This window comes from Leisingera sp. ABM4_101, assembly GCF_056158725.1.
In genome coordinates, this window is the sequence record NZ_JBSWTV010000002.1 from 1,003,301 (window position 1) to 1,022,500 (window position 19,200).

General features: G+C 62.7%; 14 protein-coding genes, 1 tRNA gene and 1 pseudogene (1 of these 16 running past the window's edge). 10 read left to right on the forward strand and 6 right to left on the reverse strand.

The features are described 5' to 3' along the window. Positions 1-327 precede the first annotated feature (327 nt). Positions 328-852: pseudogene (locus ACXAEK_RS05870) on the forward strand (DDE-type integrase/transposase/recombinase); the annotation flags it as partial. A 185-nt stretch (positions 853-1,037) separates the two neighbouring features. On the opposite strand, the gene ACXAEK_RS05875 reads toward ACXAEK_RS05870, so the two are convergent. Further along, a tRNA-Arg gene (locus ACXAEK_RS05875) sits at positions 1,038-1,114 on the reverse strand. Positions 1,115-1,344: 230 nt separating this feature from the next. Between ACXAEK_RS05875 and ACXAEK_RS05880 the strand changes: the two genes are divergently transcribed. After that, the gene (locus ACXAEK_RS05880) at positions 1,345-1,995 is read left to right on the forward strand and encodes a GNAT family N-acetyltransferase (protein WP_475040426.1); all 651 of its coding nucleotides are present in this window, start codon (positions 1,345-1,347) and stop codon (positions 1,993-1,995) included. A 72-nt stretch (positions 1,996-2,067) separates the two neighbouring features. Then, the gene (locus tag ACXAEK_RS05885; RefSeq protein WP_475040428.1) at positions 2,068-3,837 is read left to right on the forward strand and encodes a tetratricopeptide repeat protein; all 1,770 of its coding nucleotides are present in this window, start codon (positions 2,068-2,070) and stop codon (positions 3,835-3,837) included. A gap of 50 nt (positions 3,838-3,887) precedes the next feature. On the opposite strand, the gene ACXAEK_RS05890 is transcribed toward ACXAEK_RS05885, so the two are convergent. The 4 genes from ACXAEK_RS05890 to ACXAEK_RS05905 all read right to left on the reverse strand — a co-directional run bounded on the left by ACXAEK_RS05890 (position 3,888) and on the right by ACXAEK_RS05905 (position 8,815). Next, positions 3,888-4,754, reverse strand: coding sequence for a hypothetical protein (locus ACXAEK_RS05890; protein ID WP_475040430.1), 867 nt, complete (start codon positions 4,752-4,754; stop codon positions 3,888-3,890). 174 nt (positions 4,755-4,928) lie between these two features. Then, complete coding sequence (locus tag ACXAEK_RS05895; RefSeq protein WP_475040432.1) at positions 4,929-6,227, reverse strand: gluzincin family metallopeptidase; 1,299 nt, start codon at positions 6,225-6,227, stop codon at positions 4,929-4,931. 42 nt (positions 6,228-6,269) lie between these two features. Further along, positions 6,270-7,613, reverse strand: a complete 1,344-nt coding sequence (locus tag ACXAEK_RS05900) for a TfuA-like protein (protein WP_475040434.1) — start codon at positions 7,611-7,613, stop codon at positions 6,270-6,272. Continuing rightward, complete coding sequence (locus ACXAEK_RS05905) at positions 7,610-8,815, reverse strand: YcaO-like family protein (protein WP_475040436.1); 1,206 nt, start codon at positions 8,813-8,815, stop codon at positions 7,610-7,612. Before ACXAEK_RS05905 ends, ACXAEK_RS05900 begins: the two co-directional genes overlap by 4 nt. A gap of 216 nt (positions 8,816-9,031) precedes the next feature. Here ACXAEK_RS05905 and ACXAEK_RS05910 point away from each other — a divergent pair, with 216 nt between their 5' ends. The 5 genes from ACXAEK_RS05910 to fdhF all read left to right on the forward strand — a co-directional run bounded on the left by ACXAEK_RS05910 (position 9,032) and on the right by fdhF (position 16,007). Next, on the forward strand, positions 9,032-9,658 hold the full coding sequence (locus ACXAEK_RS05910) for a hypothetical protein (RefSeq protein ID WP_475040438.1): 627 nt from the start codon (positions 9,032-9,034) through the stop codon (positions 9,656-9,658). A gap of 407 nt (positions 9,659-10,065) precedes the next feature. Further along, entirely contained in the window at positions 10,066-10,485 is a 420-nt protein-coding gene (locus ACXAEK_RS05915; protein WP_475040439.1) for a winged helix DNA-binding protein, read from the forward strand. Positions 10,486-10,536: 51 nt separating this feature from the next. After that, on the forward strand, positions 10,537-11,445 hold the full coding sequence (locus ACXAEK_RS05920; protein WP_475040441.1) for a LysR family transcriptional regulator: 909 nt from the start codon (positions 10,537-10,539) through the stop codon (positions 11,443-11,445). A gap of 95 nt (positions 11,446-11,540) precedes the next feature. Continuing rightward, a complete protein-coding gene (locus tag ACXAEK_RS05925) occupies positions 11,541-13,229 on the forward strand; it encodes an NAD(P)H-dependent oxidoreductase subunit E (RefSeq protein WP_475040443.1) in 1,689 nt (562 codons plus the stop codon). A 3-nt stretch (positions 13,230-13,232) separates the two neighbouring features. Next, positions 13,233-16,007, forward strand: coding sequence for a formate dehydrogenase subunit alpha (gene fdhF / locus ACXAEK_RS05930; RefSeq protein WP_475040445.1), 2,775 nt, complete (start codon positions 13,233-13,235; stop codon positions 16,005-16,007). Positions 16,008-16,279: 272 nt separating this feature from the next. On the opposite strand, the gene ACXAEK_RS05935 is transcribed toward fdhF, so the two are convergent. Then, positions 16,280-16,912 (reverse strand): TetR/AcrR family transcriptional regulator, encoded by a 633-nt coding sequence (locus ACXAEK_RS05935; RefSeq protein ID WP_475040447.1) that lies wholly within the window; start codon positions 16,910-16,912, stop codon positions 16,280-16,282. 129 nt (positions 16,913-17,041) lie between these two features. On the opposite strand from ACXAEK_RS05935, the gene ACXAEK_RS05940 reads away from it, so the two are divergent. Together ACXAEK_RS05940 and ACXAEK_RS05945 are read left to right on the forward strand one after the other, a co-directional pair. After that, positions 17,042-19,087 carry an oxidoreductase gene (locus ACXAEK_RS05940; RefSeq protein ID WP_475040449.1) on the forward strand — a complete coding sequence of 682 codons (2,046 nt, stop codon included), beginning with the start codon at positions 17,042-17,044 and terminating at the stop codon, positions 19,085-19,087. A gap of 1 nt (position 19,088) precedes the next feature. Continuing rightward, positions 19,089-19,200: the beginning of an NAD(P)-binding domain-containing protein gene (locus tag ACXAEK_RS05945; RefSeq protein ID WP_475040451.1), read on the forward strand. It continues 614 nt past the right edge of the window; 112 of the gene's 726 nt are visible here — the first part of the coding sequence; its start codon is at positions 19,089-19,091; its stop codon lies off the right edge, out of view.

Genomic DNA, 19,200 nt, shown 5'->3' on the forward strand with positions numbered 1-19,200 from the left:
CGTCTTTGGCAAATTTGGACTGCAGGCAGCAGAAGAATGCTGCGGAGCTGGCCGCCAATGAGAGATTCAAATGCATTTTCTCAACAATTGCAAAGGCAGTTTTTGGGCGTGCGTTCAAGCCCGGCGGCACCGTTTATGGCACCGGACTGCGCGAAGGCACGGTTGCGCCTGGCAAAACCAGCGGCTGGACCGGCGATAGCTGGCCTGGATCAAAGCTGATATCAAGGAAGGCGGCTTGATTGGCAAAAGCCTGAATAAGCCCGGCAAGTTTTTGACATGTCCGGCAACGTGATTGTTGACGGCCCGGGGAAACAGAAGGTTGCTGCTGTTCACGAGCCGGTTCGAGAGAAGATCAAGGGGCTCGCCCAGCAGGAAAGCGAGCCGTCGCCGCGCGAGTTGGCCATGCGCTTCACAGATGCGGAAAAGTACCCTCGCCCATTGTCTCTCGGACCAATTGCGTTCCAATGGCTCGATGTCAGAGGCTTCCGTGTATCGCACCCTGAAATCCTACGACCTGATCACCAGCCCGCCTTTGCGGTGGTGTCGGCAGCTGACGAGTGCCAGGACAAGACCACACAGCCGAACCAGCTCTGGCAGACCGATATTCTCTACCTTAAGGTCATTGGCTGGGGCTGGTTTTACCTGTCTACGTTCCGCGACGATTACAGCCGTTACATCATCGCCTGGAAACTCTGTACGACGATGAAAGCGGGCGACGTGACCGGCACTCTGGACCTGGCGCTGCGGGCCTCGGGCTGCGATCAGGCAGCCGTACGGCACAAGCCACGGCTGCTGAGCGGTAACGGGTCGAGTTGCATCTCTGCTGAACTGGGCGAGCGGCTGGAAGATCAGCAACCCTGTCGATTAGTAATGCCTCGACCTCTCCCTCGTTCGCCACGTGGCAGATCAGCTGGAACAGGCGCCTTCGGCGTCTGACCTGCAATTCAGCCGCGAGCGTATAGAACCGAAAGGACGGGGAATGGAACGACTATGGGTGCCAAATGGCAGAACTATGCGTCGTCCAACAAAAGGGAAAGTGGCGGACCGAGGAGGATTCGAACCCCCGACCCCTTGATTCGTAGTCAAGTACTCTATCCAGCTGAGCTATCGGTCCACTGCGGCGGGGTTTAATCTTAGCCTTGCAGAGTCGCAAGCCCAAAAAGGAGGCCCATCGGCATTTCTTGCAGGCAGAACCGCCGGTCTTGGCAGATGCCGCAGGCAGGGCAGGGTGAATTGGACCGTCATTGGTTCGCCCTTACCGTGCTGGAATGTGCTATAAAGCAGCGGGGATGCGTTACCCCGCCCGCGCGGCAGTGCAAACAGCAAAGCAGAAAGGGACGGCAGATGCCGGAACGGCCCGCAGAGGATGTCCAGCTGAGACCGCTGGAAGAAGACGACCTTCCTGCGCTGGCCGGCTGGTTTCAGAATGTTGCCGATCTTGCCTGTTTTGACCGGACCGCACGGGCGCCGCTCAGCCTGGCTTCGATACAACAGGCATGGGCGCCGGCGCTGGGCGCCGCAGAAGACACCGGCAAGTGCTGGTTCGCGATCACCTCCGGCACGGGGGAGCTGTGCGGGATCACCGGCCTTGAGAGTATTTCGCCGGTGAACCGGGATGCGGTTGTTGCGCTGTTCATTGAGCAGTCCAGGCGCCGGCAGGGTATTGGCATCCGGTCGCTGGCGCTGACTCTGGACTTTGCATTCCGGCAGATCGGGCTAAATCGCGTTACATCTTACTACCGTGCCGACAACACCCGCAGCGGAGAGCTGACCGCACGCGCGGGCTTTGCAGCCGAAGGCAGAATGCGGGCTGCGTGGTATGCGGAAGGCCGGTATTTCGACATGATAACTGTGGGGCTGTTGCGGACGGAATGGGAGGCCTGCCGCGGTGCGCTGGCACAAGCGCTTGATGCCGGCTTGCGCATTGGGTTCCGCGGTGCCGGAACTGCAGGATGGGCCTGGCCGCCAGGCCCGCAAGACCCGCCAGCGGACTGACTGGCAAATGAAGACAGGCATGGCCGGCGTCTGCGGCAGGCCTTGCCGGCACTCACAGGAGGAGGACAGCTTGTGAGCGGCGACAGCAGCAAAACAGGAGTCAGGCGGCAGCTCGGGGCTGTGCTGTTTGCTGATGTGGTCGGATATGCCCGCCTGATGGGCAATGATGAATTCGACACCTACAGCGCCCTGAAATCCTTGCTGGAGCAACTGGAGGCGGCCTGCAATGCCCTGGACGGGCGGGTGGTCGCGGTGCGCGGCGACGGGGTGCTGGCCTTGTTCGAAACCGCAACAGATGCCGTCAGGTTCGGCGTTGAGCTGCACCGCATCGCGGAACAGAACAATTTCTCGCGGCCGGAAAGCCAGCAGCTCCGGTTCCGTGCGGGCGTGCACCTGGGGGAGATCCTGGTGGACGACAGGGGCATTCATGGCGACAACGTCAATATCGCAGCCCGGCTGCAAGAGATTGCGGAGCCGGGCCGGGTCTATATCAGTGCCGCCGTCTATGAGCAGATACGCAACCGGCTGCGCTTCGGGTTCGAGTTTCTCGGGCCGAAGCAGCTCAAGAATATTGCAGAGCCAGTGGCGTCTTATTGCGTGCGCAGCGAAGTGGCGGGGGCCACGATGGCAGCAACACGGCGGCCGCCCGAAGCCCAGCCAGGCCGGCCGCCCCCCGGCATCCCCTCTGTTGCGGTGCTGCCCTTCAGCAGCCTTGGCGGCGATCCGTCGGACAGCTGGTTCGCGGACGGGCTAACCGAGGACATCATCCTCAACCTGTCCAAATTCAAGAACCTCTTTGTCATTGCCCGCAATTCTGCCTTTTTCTTCAAGACCCAGTCGATGTCCCCGCAGGAGGCCGCCCGGGAGCTTGGCGTGCGCTATGTCGCGCGCGGCAGTGTCCGGCGCGCGGCGGCGCGGGTCAGGGTGGCGATTGAGCTGATCGACGCCGCCTCGGGCAGGACCATCTGGGGCGAGCGATATGACCGGGAGATCGACGATATCTTCGCCATTCAGGACGAAGTGACGGATGCCATTGTGGCCGCGACGGCGGTGCTGATCGAAGCGCAGGAGCGGCGGCGCATGGCGCAGACGGCGCCTTCGGATCTGGCCGCCTATGGTTATGTGCTGCGCGGTCAGCAGTTCATTTTCCGCTATACCCGGCAGGACAACCGCGAAGCCCAGACCCTGTATGAGCGGGCGCTGGCCCGTGACCAGGATTATGCCAGGGCTTCGGCCGCCATTTCGCGCACCCTGAATATCGACTGGCGGTATTCCTGGGCCAAGGATTCGGAGCACGCGCTGGATACGGCCCTGTCCTATGCGCAGCGGGCGGTGGAACTGGACCCGACCGATGCCCGGGGCTTTGGCGAACTGGGGTTCGTCCATCTGTACCGCAAGGAGCATGACGCGGCGATCGGCGCCTATCGGCGCGCCCTGGCGCTCAATCCGAATGACGCCGACCTGCTGTCGGATTATGCAGATGCGCTGGCCCATTCCGGCGACAACCAAGCCGCGATCGGCAATCTGCAGCAGGCGATGCGGCTGAACCCGTATTTCCCGGATCAGTACCTGTGGCACCTGGGCGGGGCCTATTACAATCTCAAGGAATACGATGCCGTCATCGACACGCTGACCCGGATGAACAACCCGACCGAGGGCCAGCGGATGCTGGCGGCCAGCTATGCGCAACTGGGCAAGATGGATTTGGCCCGCGACATGGCGGATCGGCACCGCGAGGCGCATCCGAATTTCTCGTTGGAGCGCTGGGCCAAGGTCCAGCCGGACAAGCTGGAGGAAGACACCCATCACTTTGTCGAGGGCCTGAAGAAGGCGGGGTTCTAGGGTCAGGCCCTGCTTTTTCGGGGGCGGCAGGACTCGCTGGGGTGCCCGGGTCAGTCGCCGGAGCCGCGGGCCTTGGCCCCGCTGACCTTGGCGCCGCTCACTTTGGCCCCGCTGACCTTGGCGCCACTGACCTTGGCCCCGCTGACCTTTGCACCGCTCACTTTGGCGCCGCTGACCGCCGGGCCGCCGCCGCCGAAATAGACATCCAGCAGCACCTGTTCCAGCATACCGGTCATCACATCCATCCGGATCGAGTAATCCGCCTTGTCATATTCCCAGACGCAGATGCCGTTTGCGATCTGATACTCCGCGGAGGCGACGCCCGTCACCGAGGGATCCAGGGGCGCGCGGGAAACCTGCACGCTATTGGAGTTTGGAACCACACCGGTCGCGCTGTCCCCGTCGCCATGCACAAGGAAGATCACCGGTTCCGGCAGCTCGAAATACGTGCCTTCGTAGGAGAACCCGTAAATCCGGGCGAGTTTGGGATCGTCGCTCAGCTGATCGCCCAGGAAATTGTTGTTGCCTTTTCCGCGTCTTCTCCGCCGCCGCAACTCCGGGGCGGAAAATTCCTGCTGCCCGGCCTCGTAATCACCGTCCTGTTTCCACAGCCCGCGGCGGTTGCCGCGGGCGACCTCGACCAGGGTGCCTTCGGGCAATTGCAACTGATGCACCCAAGGGTTTCCGGCAGAATTTGAAACCGTATAGAGGCCGTTCTGGCGGTTGTTGGTCTGGGCCATCACCAGGATCTTGTCGCCAGCCTTGACGGTCTGGTTATTCACCGACGTGCCTGCAAGATTTGCAACATTGCCGGTTGTGCCCACAGCGGCCCCATAAGTCTTGGGGGTCACCGTCATATCGTCGATCAAACGTCCAAATAACAGCACTTCGGAAAAACTCAGTAAAGACTCGGCCACCGTACACACTCCTGTGGCTATGGAAACGACACCAGGCGTTCTCTTCGCAATTGCCGCGCGCAAAATGCGCGACTACAATTTCCGGAAAAGTCCCCCTTAGGGTGAAAATAGCACAAATTGGCTGCAAATTACAGCCAATAGGCGTCTGAAGCTCCTGTTCCCAGCGTCTGGGCCTTAACCGCCGGGAACGCGTGTCCTCACAGAATGGGCGTGGCTGTCCTCATCCGCTTCCGGCAGGCGGAGGCCTGGCTGGACCAGGCCGATGCCGCGCATCCGGAAGTTGCCTTCGATGATGGATTGGAAGGCGCCGCCGGTTGTTTCGCGGTCAACGGCCAGCAGGGCCTCCTCGACGGCCGCGTAGGTCAGGCTGCCGGCGTCGAGCAGGCTCCAGGCAGCGGCGAGGTAGCCGCCGAGAAGGTCGCGCGCTTCCAGCAGCGCAACGCGGAACCCTTCGGGATCCAGCGCATAGCGCGCATCGAACAGCGCCTGCATGACGTCGCCGTAAAACGGGGTTTCCTCCAGCTGGTCCGACAGATCTTCCATTTCCGGTGTGATCAGCCCGTGCACCAGCAGGCGTTCGTGGAAGATATCGACGAAGATATCGAACATGGCGCCGGTCAGCGGTTCCGACAGCGCGTGTTCGCTGTTCCAGCCCTGCACGAATTCCTGCAGCGTCCGGGTGTTGGCCGCCATCCGGATCTGGGCGTTGCCGGAAAGCTCGGCAAAGCGGCTCAGCTGGTTGAAGGTGTAAAGATTGCCCCGCGTGCTCTCCAGCAGCTCGTCGACAACGGAACCGAAATGCAAGGCGGCAATCAGCGCCACCATATCGGCTGCGGATTTGTGAAAGCCGTAATATTCACCCGGCACCTCTGCTGTCTCCGGCATGCCAGCAACGCTGTAGATGATGGCGTGGCCGATTTCATGGGCGACCACATCGAAGTTGAGGCTGTAGGCGCGGTACTCGCCGCCGTGCTCCCAGGTGCCGCCGGTTTCCAAAAAGCCCCAGCCGATATGCGCATTGTCCAGGCTGGGCAGCAGGGATAGCTCCAGCCGGTCGTAGTCCCGGGCAAAGTGCCAGGGGATCGGGTGGCCGAAATACTCCTCCCAGACGTCCAGCGTGAAATGGGCCGCTGCAAACAGATGCGCGGCCTCGAACCGCGGGTCCGAAGGGGGGATATGGGTGAAATGGCCGTCCTCATCCGGTTCCGGCGGCGGCAGCAGCTCGCCATGCCAGGGCGGCAGATACATCCCCGGCCCGGAAGGGCCCGGAACAATGGCGCCAAAGGGGATGGTTTTGCCCTGCGGATTCACGGCATACATCCGCGGCCCGGACGGCCCGGCCCCGATTGTCCCGGGGGGGGCAGAGATTTCTACCAGTTCCGGCACCGGATCCGCTGTCCGGAACGGGGACTGCGGAAACAGCAGGAAGCGTGTTCCCGGTGGCTCTTCCGCCGGATCATAGCCGTTGTTCATGCAAGACCTCCCTTCCGCGGAGGTTCCGCCTGTTTGCCTTGCCTATTCCCTGTTTCTTTGTGCAGGCTGGGGTTGCCCCGACGTATGGTACATGAATTCATGCCATATGAGGTCATAGAATGCCTCCAGTCCGTCGAGGCCCAGGGATTTGCCGTATCCCGCCAGATCGTCGGGGATATTGCGCTGGAGCCGGTCCTCAAAGTACCAGGCCGCGACATGCAGGCGGTGCTGCGGCGGCATAGACTGCCCCTGCGCACCCGGTTCGCGCAGATGCGCCTTGGCGGCGGCGCGGGACTGCAGCCGGGCGTAAGCCCCGGCCTGGCGGAGCTCAGCCAGCATATGCGCATCCAGGCTCGACCCCAGTTCCTCCACCGTGCTGCCAGCCAGCGCGGCCTCGGCCAGCAAGGCCTCATAGCCCGCCGGAGTGAGCCGGTTTTCTGCCAGCCAGCGCTGCAGCGCGCGGCTTTGGAACAGGCCATGGGCTTCGCGGTGGTCCTCGAGCTGGCGAAGGATGGCAGCGCGTTCTGCCTGCCGCCCGGCCCGTTCGGCGGTGCCAAGCGCCAGGCAGCGGGCCGCAGCACGCGTGCGGAATTCCTGGTAGCGGTCCGGCTCCAGGCGCAGTTCATCCAGCACGCGCAGGTCTGCGGGGGGCGGGCGGTGTTGTTCTGTTCCGGCCCGTCTGACAAGCTCCCGCCAGGCCAGCGACGGCTCCAGCTTCTGCGGCGGCTTTGCAGCAGGTTCGTTCTGGCCGTTCAAATAGTTGGCCATCCGCACAAGCATTTCCTGCGCATCCTTCCGTTTGGCATCGACCCGTCCGGTGGCCAGCCAGGCGGAGAACCGGGGATGCCAGTCAGCGCCGGCAAATCCGGCCAGGATTTGCGCCCAGGTTCTGTCATGATAAAACAGCTGCTTGGCGGCGCGGGTCAGCGCTTGGGATTGTTCCGCATCCAGCACCGCCTCCTGTTCGGCGCGGGCCGCGGTTGCCCGGATTGAGACCATCGGCTCGCTGAGCGCTGCAAAGCCCAGTTCCTTTGGGCTGTGCAGGACGGCGACTTCGTCGTCGTCGCACAGCGAACCGGACAAGTAGCTGGCGAAAATATCCCCGACGCCAATCATGCCGAACGGTGCCAGCTCGGCCGCACGCAGGGCGCCCATGCTGGCACTGCCAAAGACAGCAATCCCCTGTTCCAGCGCCCACAGGATTTCCTTGTGCCAGACCGAGGGGACACCTTCGAAATAGCCGTCGATCAGCCCGATTGCCGGCGGGTCCTGCCGGGCCGCACGGTAAAGGTCGCCCTGTCCGGCAGGGGGAAGAACCGTGGCATCCATCACGGTCTGAACCTCCGCTGCGCTGATCGTAGGGCCGGCAAAGACAATGGCTTTCATCCCCGTGCTCCTGACAGCTGCGAAACGCGCGGGCCCGGTACAAAATCGGGATCATCATGCGGCGCCTCCAGGCCCGGGATCACCGCGCGCACCACAGAGATGCCTAAGCCCGGGCGGGACAGATCGACGAGCAGCACCTGGGTGATTCCAACTGCCGCCAGCCGTTTCAGGAGCCAGGACAAATCCTCCTCGAAAGCAGGCGAGGTGAAAGCGGGGCAGTGCCGGAAGCTCTGCGACGGCTGCGTTTGCTGCAGCAGGCGGCTGACATATTTCGCCCGTTCGGCGGCGGCGCTGGGCGTGAATTCCAGCGGGTCAAGATCATCCCGGGCGCCGGAAATATAGGTCAGCCTGGTTTGCGCCGCCTCTGTCAGCGCCCGCAGCAGGGCGATGCCCGGGTCCGGATGGGTTCCGCTTCCTATGCCGATATGGCCTGGGTGGCTGCCGTCGCCGCAGGCCATGCACAGAAAGGTGGCGACGCCGGTATCTGAGGTGATATCCCAGACCCCGGTCCTGAGGCCCGCTGCGGCAAAACAGTCCAGCGCCGCCTGGCAGCGCGGGTCATCAATCGTCTCCGGATCGAGGCGCGGCCCGGGCGCCGCATGGTGCCACAGGGTCAGCGCGTCTCTTTCAATCAGTTCGCAGATGGCATGGCAGGCCGCCTCTGCCCGGCTGTTGCCGGACGCCAGCCCGTTGGTGGTGCGGGGAAAGACGCCCTGGCCGCCGCAGGGCGGGCCGGTGTAGTCGGTGTCGACCATCTCAAACGGCACCCAGGCCTTGCCGCCGTCTGCAAGATCTTCCCCTTCGACCCACAGCAGGCGCAGGTCCGGATCAAAGCGTCCGCCGGTCACCCGCGGCAGACGGCGGGCATCGGCAACACGTGCGGTCTGCTCCAGCTCCCGGAAGCTTGCCACCCGCAAAGGCCGCATCACCCGTTCCGCGTGCCAGGTCTCCACGGCCTCCATGACGCCTGAGGCCTGTGCGGCCTCCAGGGTCAGCCCCTTGCCGAGGGCCACGGCTACCGAACGGGAATTGGGACGGCTCACCATGACGACCGGCAGGCCGACCCGGTCGAGGCCGGTGAGGTTGGCAATGCGGGTGATACCCATCGCCGCAAGATGCGGCCTGACCGAAGCCAGCGTCTGCGCCGGATCGCAAAGCCGGTGCGTGTCCAGCATATATTCCTTTACTGGCGTCTTGGGCATAGGCCGCCTTTCTGTCCGGGCCGCTGCTGCCAGGCTGCTAGGGGTCCTGATCAGGCTGGCGGGCACAGGTTAAGGATGGGGCCAGTGCCCCTTAGGTCAATGCAGCGGAGGCGCAGGCCGCTTTGGGGCCGCGGAGATTTGCCGCTGGTTCAAGCGGTGCTTGAAGCTTTGGCGGAATCCCTTGTAACTCGCAGCATGACTGCAAGAAGTTTCTCCATGGAAGCGCGGGATGGCGGCGGGGCGCGCCTGGTTCTGAAGTATAAACAGACCGGCCAAAGCGGCATTCAGCGCCTGTCCTGCGATTTGCCGCCTGCAGCGCTGGCCCGGCTGGTACTGTTTGCAGAAGGTCTGAGCCTGGATCAGAGTTTTGGTCTTCACCGGGCTGCGGAGTTTTCGGCGGAAGGCCTGACGCTGGCCTTTGATCCGGCGCGTGCAGACCTTGGGATCGAGCGGCAGGCAGGCTATTCCCGGCAGAGCACGCGGCTGCCTGCCGCGGTCTTCTTGTCGGAAATGGCCCCGATGGCAGAACTTTGTTTTGCCCAGGCAGAGGCCTCAAAACATGGCGGAGATATCAAGCGCCTGCTGGGTAACAGTCCGGTGCCTGACCGGCTGCAGCAGGGCCTGCCTGAGGATGCGGCGGATCAGACGATGCATCAGCTGCGGGAAATCGCGCTGCTGCTTCTGGTGCAGGAAGCGGGGGTGCGCGGTTCCGCTCTTGCCCGCAGGCTGCGCGCCAAACGGTCACAGGCTCAGGCCCAGGCAATCGTCGACAACCTGGTTCAGGAAATCGCGGAGGTTTTCGTGCCAGCAAGGGATGCGCAGGTGCACCGCAGCGGCAGTTGAAGCCCCCGCGAGTCCCTGCAGGGCAGCCGTTTGTGCGAGGCTGTCCGGATCGTAAATTTACCGCAAAATGGCGGACTTGCGGAATTGGAGCCGCAACAGAGTTTTCCGCCAGGTATTGAAGTTCAGCGGAATTGGTTGGATATGTTGGGCCGATTTGAGTTGGATTTTCAGAAATTCTTCCGGTGCTGCAGGATACAGGCAGGCCCGGTGGCTGCATTTCTGATCCGCAGTATCTTTGGCCCGTTGCGGGCACTAAAACTGATTTTTGCCGGAGTTGATTGTTGGATAAAAAAGCCGTTCTTTCCCCGTTTGCAGCAGACACCTCCGTTCCGGCCGCTGAGAGTTCTTCGGGGCTTGGCGGCACTTTGTACAGTCTTGAATTGGCGATTCAGAAAGCGCAGGAAGGTTTGATCCGCTGGCAAGCGGGCTGCTTTGACAAGGTCAGCGGCGCCGGGCTTGCCGGAGCCGAGGTTACATTGCTGCTGCTGATCGGCAGCGGCGGGCGGTCAAAGACGATCAAGGAGCTGGCCCGCGCCACCAACCGGACGGATATTCCCAATATCCAGTATTCCCTGCGCAAGCTGGCCTCCGCCGGTCTGACCAGGAAGCAAGGGGCCGGCCGTTCCGGGGTGACTTACAGCCTGACGGATGAGGGCCGCGCGGCAGAGCAGGCAATTCTGGCCAATCGCGAAGCGCTGCTGCTGCAAAGGCTGGGCGGGCATCCTGTGCTTGCAGCGCAGCTGGAAACGGTTTCGCAGGCGATGGAGGAGCTCGCAGCTCTCTACGACGAGGCGCTGCGCAGGACGGAAGCGCACAGCTCTGCGTGAAAGGCGGCAGCCCCGTTGCGCGCGCCGTGCAGCGCGGCGTAAGGTTTGGCCATGATTGAGCTCAAGGACCTGCAGTTGCTGACCGCGCTGGCGCGGCATCAGCATTTTGCCAAGGCGGCCGCTGACTGCGGAATGTCGCAGCCTGCGTTTTCCATGCGGATCCGCAATCTGGAGGAGCGGCTGGGCCTGTCTATCGTGCGCCGCGCCAACCGGTTCCAGGGCCTGACCGAAGAGGGCATGATGATCGTGCGCCGTGCGCGGTCGATCCTGGATGACGCCAAGGCGCTGGAGCAGGAGATTGCGGCCTCCCGCGGCGAGGTGACCGGCAATCTGGTGCTGGGCGTGGTGCCGACCGCAACCGCCTGGGCGGCGCAACTGGTGGATCAGGTGCATCAGGCCTATCCGCGGATTCTGGCCCGGGTTGAGGTCACCACCTCGCTGGCTATTCAGCAGCGGCTTTATGATGGTACAATCGACGCTGGAATTACCTATGCCGACAGCATGGGCCGGGAACTGGTGACGGTGCAGCCGTTGTATGAGGAAAGCTATGTGCTGCTGGCGCCGGAGGAGATGGCGGCGGGCCGGGGCGATGCGATCAGCTGGGCTGAGGCGGCAGAGCTGCCGCTGAGTTTGCTGGATCAGCAGATGCAGAACCGGCGTATCCTGGACCGGATCTTTGCCGACCTGGGGCTGAAGCCCGAGATCGTCTCCGAATCCAACGGCTTCATGGCCTCGATGGTGATGGCGCGGGAGGGGTCGGTGGCAACGATTCTGCCGCGGGCGCTGATGCAGGCGCTGGGCGGGCTGGGCGGAACCCGGGTTTTGTCGCTGGTCGAGCCTGAGCAATCGCGGCCGATTTGCATTGCAACCTTGGACCGGACACCGGAATTGACCACTGTTCAGGCGTTGAAAGAGGTGGTTGCGACGTTTGTGGACAATGGGATGCCGCAAATGGCGTGATAAGCAATCCTTATCGTGCAATCGGTTTTCTAGATTTGACGATATTCATTCTTGATGGCATTTCGGGATGAAAGACGTGCTGACTGGAGGATCCCATGGCACCATTGGATGATAGCAAGGGCGTATGGAAGTCCGGCAAAGGCAAAGGGCGCAAGACGCCCAAAGGCCGCCAGGTCGATGACTCTGCGCTGAGCGAGGTTCAGGAACTGCTGGGGGACCGCCCGCGCAACCGTGACCTCTTGATTGAGTTCCTGCACCTGATCCAGGACAAATACGGCTGCCTGAGCGCGGCGCATATCCGGGCTTTGGCCGAGGAGATGCGCACCGGCCAGGCGGAGATCTACGAAGTGGCCACTTTCTATGCCCACTTCGATGTGGTGAAAGAGGGCGAGACGCCGCCGCCGGCGCTGACCATTCGGGTCTGCAATTCGCTGTCCTGCGAGTTGGCAGGTGCCCAGCAACTGCAAAAGGCGCTGGAAGACGGTCTGGATGCCTCCCAGGTCCGCGTGCTGCGCGCGCCCTGCATGGGCCGCTGCGACACCGCGCCGGTGCTGGAAATCGGCCACAACCACATCGACCACGCAACCGTCGAGAAGGTCGAAGCGGCGATTGCAGCAGATGACACCCACGCCCATGTGCCGGACTATGAAACCTTCGCCGCCTATGAAGCGGACGGTGGCTATGCAACGCTGAAGGACCTGCGCGCAAATGGCGACTGGGAAGCGGTTCAGGCAAAAGTCAAAGAAGCCGGTCTTCGCGGCCTTGGTGGCGCTGGCTTCCCTTCGGGTACCAAATGGGGTTTCGTGCGCGCCAATGAAGGGCCGCGTTACCTCGCCGTGAATGGCGATGAAGGCGAGCCTGGCACCTTTAAGGACCGCTACTACCTGGAGCGCACCCCGCATGTCTTCCTTGAGGGCATGCTGATCGCGGCATGGGCGGTCGAGGCGGAGAGAGCTTTCATCTACATGCGCGACGAATACCCGGCGGTGCTGGAAATCCTGCGCCGCGAGATCAAGGCGCTGGAAGATGCGGGCATCGTTGAGGCAGGCTACATTGACCTGCGCCGCGGGGCAGGGGCCTATATCTGCGGTGAAGAAAGCGCCATGATTGAATCGATCGAAGGCAAGCGCGGCGAGCCGCGCCACCGTCCGCCGTTTGTGGCGCAGGTGGGTGTCTTTGGCCGTCCGACCCTGGTTCACAATGTCGAGACCCTGTACTGGGTGTGCAAGATCAACCGCGAAGGCCCGGAATGCCTGAACTCGGTTGAAAAGAACGGCCGCAAGGGTCTGCGCAGCTATTCGGTGTCGGGCCGGGTGAAGAACCCTGGCGTGCATCTGCTGCCCGCCGGCTTCACCATCACCGACATCATCGAAGCCTGCGGCGGTATGCTGGATGGCCACGCCTTCAAGGCGTATCAGCCGGGCGGCCCCTCTTCGGGCCTGCTGCCTGCGTCGATGAATGACGTGCCGCTCGACTTTGACACGCTGCAGCCGCATGGCACCTTCATCGGTTCCGCTGCCGTGGTGGTCCTGTCCGATCAGGACTCGGCCCGCGATGCGGCGCTGAACATGCTGCGCTTCTTCGAAGACGAAAGCTGCGGCCAGTGCACCCCCTGCCGGGTGGGCTGCGAAAAAGCCGTCAAGCTGATGAGCGAGAAGAAGTGGGATCAGGGCCTGCTGGAAGAGCTGAGCACCGCAATGGTTGATGCTTCGATCTGCGGCTTGGGCCAGGCTGCGCCGAACCCGATCCGCCTGACCATGAAACACTTCCCCGAAGAGGTTTGAGCCATGAGCGATAAAGTCACATTCACACTCGATGGCGAACAGGTCACGGCAGAAAAGGGCCTGACCATCTGGGAAGTCGCCAACGGCCGCGGGCTGAAGATCCCGCATCTGTGCCACAAGCCGCAGCCGGGCTACCGCCCGGACGGCAACTGCCGTGCATGCATGGTGGAGATCGAGGGCGAGCGCACGCTGGCCGCCTCCTGTATCCGTGAACCTGCCGAGGGCATGGTTGTCACCACCAACAATGCGCGCGCCGAAAACGCCCGCAAGATGGTGATGGAGCTTCTGGTGGCTGACCAGCCCAAGAAGGAAGAGGCGCACGACAAGTCCTCCCACATGTGGGACATGGCTGAGCTGAACGGCGTCACCGAAAGCCGCTTCCCCAAGCTGGAAGAGGGCCGCATTCCGCTGCTGGACGACTCTCATGTCGCCATGAAGGTGAACCTGGACGCCTGTATCTCCTGCGGTCTGTGCGTGCGCGCCTGCCGTGAAGTACAAGTGAACGACGTGATCGGCATGGCCGGCCGTGGCCACGATGCATATCCGACTTTCGACATCGCCGACCCGATGGGCCAGTCCACCTGTGTGGCTTGCGGCGAATGTGTGCAGGCTTGCCCGACCGGCGCGCTGATGCCTGCAACCGTGCTGGACGAAAACCAGGTTGGCGACAGCAAGGACTACAACTCCGAGACCGAAAGCGTCTGCCCGTTCTGCGGCGTCGGCTGCAAGGTCTCGCTCAAGGTCAAGGACGGCAAGGTCAAGCACGTCGAGGGCATCAACGGCCCGGCAAACGAAGGCCGCCTGTGTGTGAAAGGCCGCTTTGGCTTTGACTACATTCACCACCCGCACCGCCTGACCAAGCCGCTGATCCGCCGCGATGACGCGCCGGCTAAGGGGCTGAACGTCGATCCGGGCAACCTGTCGACCCATTTCCGCGAAGCGACCTGGGAAGAGGCAATGGATCTGGCCGCTAAGGGCCTGATCAAGCTACGCAACGAAGACCCGAAATCGGTTGCGGGCTTTGGCTCGGCGAAGTGCACCAACGAAGAGGCCTATCTCTTCCAGAAGTTCATCCGCCAAGGCTTCAAGCACAACAACGTCGACCACTGCACCCGTCTGTGCCACGCATCCTCGGTTGCGGCGCTGATCGAAAATGTGGGCTCCGGCGCTGTGACCGCGACCTTCAACGAGATCGAAAACGCGGATGTGGCGATCGTCATCGGCTCCAACCCGATCGAGAACCACCCGGTGGCGGCAACCTACTTCAAGCAGTTCACCAAGCGCGGCGGCAAACTGATCGTGATGGATCCGCGCGGCGTCGGCCTGCGCCGGTTCGCCACTGAGATGGTGCAGTTCCGTCCCGGCGCAGACGTGTCGATGCTGAACGCGATCATGAGCGTGATTGTCGAGGAGGGCCTGTACGACCAGGAATACATCGACAAGTACACCGAGAACTGGGAAGCGGAGAAACAGCATCTGGCGCAGTTCACGCCTGAAAAGATGTCTGAAATCTGCGGTGTCTCGCCTGAGCAGCTGCGCAGCGTTGCGCGCACTTTTGCAAAGGGCAAAGCGGGCCTGATCTTCTGGGGCATGGGTGTATCTCAGCATATTCACGGCACCGACAACTCGCGCTGCCTGATTTCGCTGGCGCTGATGACCGGCAACGTTGGCAAGCCGGGTGCCGGCCTGCACCCGCTGCGCGGCCAGAACAACGTGCAGGGCGCGTCCGACGCGGGCCTGATCCCGATGTTCTTGCCGGATTATCAGACCGTGACCTCGGATGATGTCCGCAAGAGCTTCACAGACGTCTGGGGCGGCGGCGACTTCTCGAACGAGAAGGGCCTCACCGTGACCGAGATCGTCGACCAGGCCTATGCCGGCAACATCAAGGGGATGTACATCCAGGGCGAAAACCCGGCGATGTCAGACCCGGATGCCGATCACGCGCGCGATGCCTTTGCCAAGCTGGAGCTGATGATCGTTCAGGACATCTTCCTGACCGAAACGGCGAACTATGCCGACATCATCCTGCCGGCCTCGGCGCTCTATGAAAAGAACGGCACCGTGTCGAACACCAACCGTCAGGTTCAGCGTGTTCGCCCCGCCGTGGCCCCTCCGGGCGAAGCGCGTGAGGATTGGCAGGTCACTGTCGAGCTTGCGCAGCGCATCGGCCTGCCATGGGACTACAAGGATGTCAGCGAAGTCTTTGCCGAGATGAAGCTGAACATGAAGTCCCTGAACAACATCACTTGGGAGCGTCTGGAAACCGAGACCATCACCTATCCGTCGCTGCATGAGACCGACCCCGGTCAGGCGATTGTGTTCGGTGACGGCTTCCCGCGCCCCGAGGGCCGTGCCCGCTTTACCCCGGCATCTGTGATCCCACCGGATGAAGCACCGGATGCGGAATTCCCGATGATCATGACCACCGGCCGCCAGCTGGAGCATTGGCACACCGGGTCGATGACCCGCCGGTCCAAGGTTCTGGATGCGGTGGAGCCGGAGGCGAACTGCTCGCTCAACCCGCGCACGCTCAAGCTTATGGGGATCGAGCCCGGCGAGATGATCCGTCTTTCGACCCGCCGCGGCTCGATCGAGATCATGGCGCGGGCCGACCGGGCGATTGCTGAGGACATGGTGTTTGTACCCTTCGCTTATGTGGAGGCAGCGGCAAACATCCTGACCAACCCGGCGCTGGACCCCTATGGCAAGATCCCCGAGTTCAAGTTCTCGGCGGTGAAGGTCGAGAAGATCGAAGGGCAGATCGCAGCTGAATAAGGCGGTCAGGTAAGGCTGAACAGGGCGGGCGTGGAACCTTCGGTTCCGCGCCCGTGCTTTTCGTAGCGCCGCGCTGACGCGCGGCGCGGCTGTGGCAAACACATCTGTCTGTTTTCAGCAGAAGCATTGCCGATGTTTTTCGCTTCGGGCGCAGCCCGAAGCGATCCGCGCCGCGCCCCCTGGGCACGGCGCTTGGCCCAACTGTCCAGCAGGCATCTTGGATGCCTAGGCGGCAGGCGGGAGTGGCCCCTTTTCGGGTAATGGCCAGCGTTTCAAACCGCAGCCGGCGCTCGGCTGTGGCGGGCCAGAAACCGGTCCAAGTCATGCTGGGCAGGCGGCTGGCCAGAAAAAACCTCGATATAGCCTGGCATCAGCGAGATCCGGTACTCGGTGCTTTCCCGGACTTGCATCGAGATATAGCCGATCTGGGTATAGATCATGGCTCGGGCGCGGATCAGCGCGTCTTGCGCGTCATACCCGAAGCGCAGGAACATCTGTTTCATTGCCTGCTCGCGACGTGCATCCGCCTGGTCCAGCCGCGCCTGCAGGCCGGCGTCATTGCGCGCCCAGTTGCGGATCGCGAGATCCAGCCTGGCATCAAACAGCTCGGGGTCGATCCAGCAGTCGAAGAGGTTGAACAGCGCCTCTGCAATGCTTTCGGCATAGGCTTCGGTCCGGGCCACGAGATTGCCGGTGTTCTTTTCCTCCCAGCGGCGGATCATCGCGTCCAGCAGCGCTTCGCGGTCCTTGAAATGCCAGTAGAAACTGGTGCGCGACATGCCGAGGCGCTTGGCCAGCGGCATCACCTTCACCGCTTCCACGCCGCTTTCGGTCAGCACGTCGTATGCCGCGGCCAGCCAGTCCTCTTCGCTAAGCCGCGTGCGGGAGAGCTCTTGTGTCGTCATGCCTCAGCCTTAGCAGTTGCGTGGGGCGGGAGCAACTTTTCCGGACAGGTGTGATTGTTTAATTGACACATGTGTCAAGTTGATATCGGATAGCGGCCAGCCCAGACGTCGTTCCAGGAGATTCAGGCCATGTCCAAGGATCCGCTGCTGCAGCCCTATCAGCTGAAGCATCTGAAGCTTCGCAACCGGATTATGACCACCAGCCATGAGCCCGCTTATCCCGAGGACGGAATGCCCAAGGAGCGCTATGCGGCCTACCACGCAGAGCGCGCCAAGGCGGGCGTGGCGCTGACCATGACAGCGGGTTCGGCTGCGGTCAGCCGCGACAGCCCGCCGGTCTTCAACAACATCCTTGCCTACAAGGACGAGGTGGTGCCCTGGATCCGCAACCTGACCAGCCGGGTCCACGAACATGGCGCCGCGGTGATGATTCAGCTGACGCACCTGGGGCGCCGCACCGGCTGGAACAAGGGCGACTGGCTGCCGTCGGTCAGCTCTTCGCGGCACCGCGAACCCGCGCACCGGTCCTTTCCCAAACTGGCAGAGGATTGGGATATCACCCGCATCATCTCCGATTTCGCCGATGCGGCAGAGCGGATGAAAGAGGGCGGCATGGACGGAATCGAGCTGCAGGTCTATGGCCACTTGCTGGATCAGTTCTGGTCCCCGCTGACCAATGATCTTGACGGGCCTTATGGCGGCCAATCGCTGGACAGCCGGATGCGCATGCCGCTGGATGTGCTGCGTGCAGTCCGGGACAGGGTTGGCAAGGATTTCATCGTCGGCCTGCGGTACACCGCGGATGAGGCGCAGAAAGGCGGGATCAGCCCTGAGGAAGGGATCGAAATCTCCAAGCGTCTGGCGGACAGCGGCATGGTGGATTTCCTCAACGTGATCCGCGGCCGCATCCACACCGACCCGGCGATGACTGACGTGATCCCAGTGCAGGGCATGAAGTCGGCACCGCACTTGGATTTTGCCGGAGAGGTAAAGAAGGCAGCCGGCATGCCGACATTCCATGCCGCCCGCATCCCGGACGTCGCAACGGCCCGCCACGCGGTCGCCAGCGGTCTGCTGGACATGGTCGGCATGACCCGGGCTCATATGGCCGACCCGCATATTGTGAAGAAGATCGCAGAGGGCCGCGAAGATGATATCCGCCCCTGCGTCGGCGCCACCTATTGCCTCGACCGCATCTATCAGGCGGGCGAGGCGCTGTGTATCCACAATGCGGCCACCGGGCGCGAGCTTTCCATGCCGCATCAGGTCCCTCCGGCTGAGGCGCGTAAGAAGGTGGTCGTTGTTGGCGCAGGCCCAGGCGGGCTGGAAGCCGCGCGGGTAGCCGTCGAGCGCGGCCATGATGTGACTGTGTTTGAGGCCGCGGCGGAGCCGGGCGGCCAGGTGCGTTTGACCGCGCAAAATCCGCGCCGCGCAGAGATGATCGGCATCATTGACTGGCGCATGGCGCAATGTGCGGCCCGGGACGTTGAATTCCGCTTCAACACCTGGGCTGAAGCAGAAGATATTATAGCGCTCGACCCGGACGTGGTGATCGTGGCGACAGGCGGGATGCCCTGCATGATGCTGCATGAAACCGGAGCCGGTCTGCCTCATGCGGTGTCCAGCTGGGACATTATCTCCGGCGATGTGAAACCGGCCGGGCATGTGCTGATCTACGATGAAAGCGGCGATCATCCGGGCCTTATGGCCGCTGAAGCCGCGGCCAATGCGGGCGCAAAGGTGGAGGTGATGACCCCCGACCGGACCTTTGCCCCGGACATCATGGGCATGAACCTGGTGCCCTACATGCGGGCGCTGCAGGACAAGGATGTGACCTTTACCGTTGCCCGCCGCCTGCAGGGGCTGGCCCGCAGCGGCAACAGGCTGACGGCCTCCATTGGCACGGACTACAGCAGCCACTGCTATCAGGCGGACTATGATCAGGTGGTTCTGAACTACGGAACCCTGCCGCTGGACGATCTCTACTTTGCGCTCAAGGACGCATCGCTCAACCGCGGCGAGGTGGACCAAGACGCCCTGTTGCGCGGCCGGCCGCAAGCGGTCCGTACCAATCCTGCGGGCCGGTTCCAGCTGTTCCGTATCGGCGATGCGGTTTCCGCACGCAACACGCACGCGGCGGTTTATGATGCGCTGCGTCTGATGAAGGAGATTTGATATGCGTTTGGGGTTCCTGGGATGCGGCACCATTGCCTCAGCCGTGGTGCGCGGCTTGGCAGGCAAGGGCCACAAGATCACGGTATCGGAACGCAGCGCCAGCCATGCCTCGG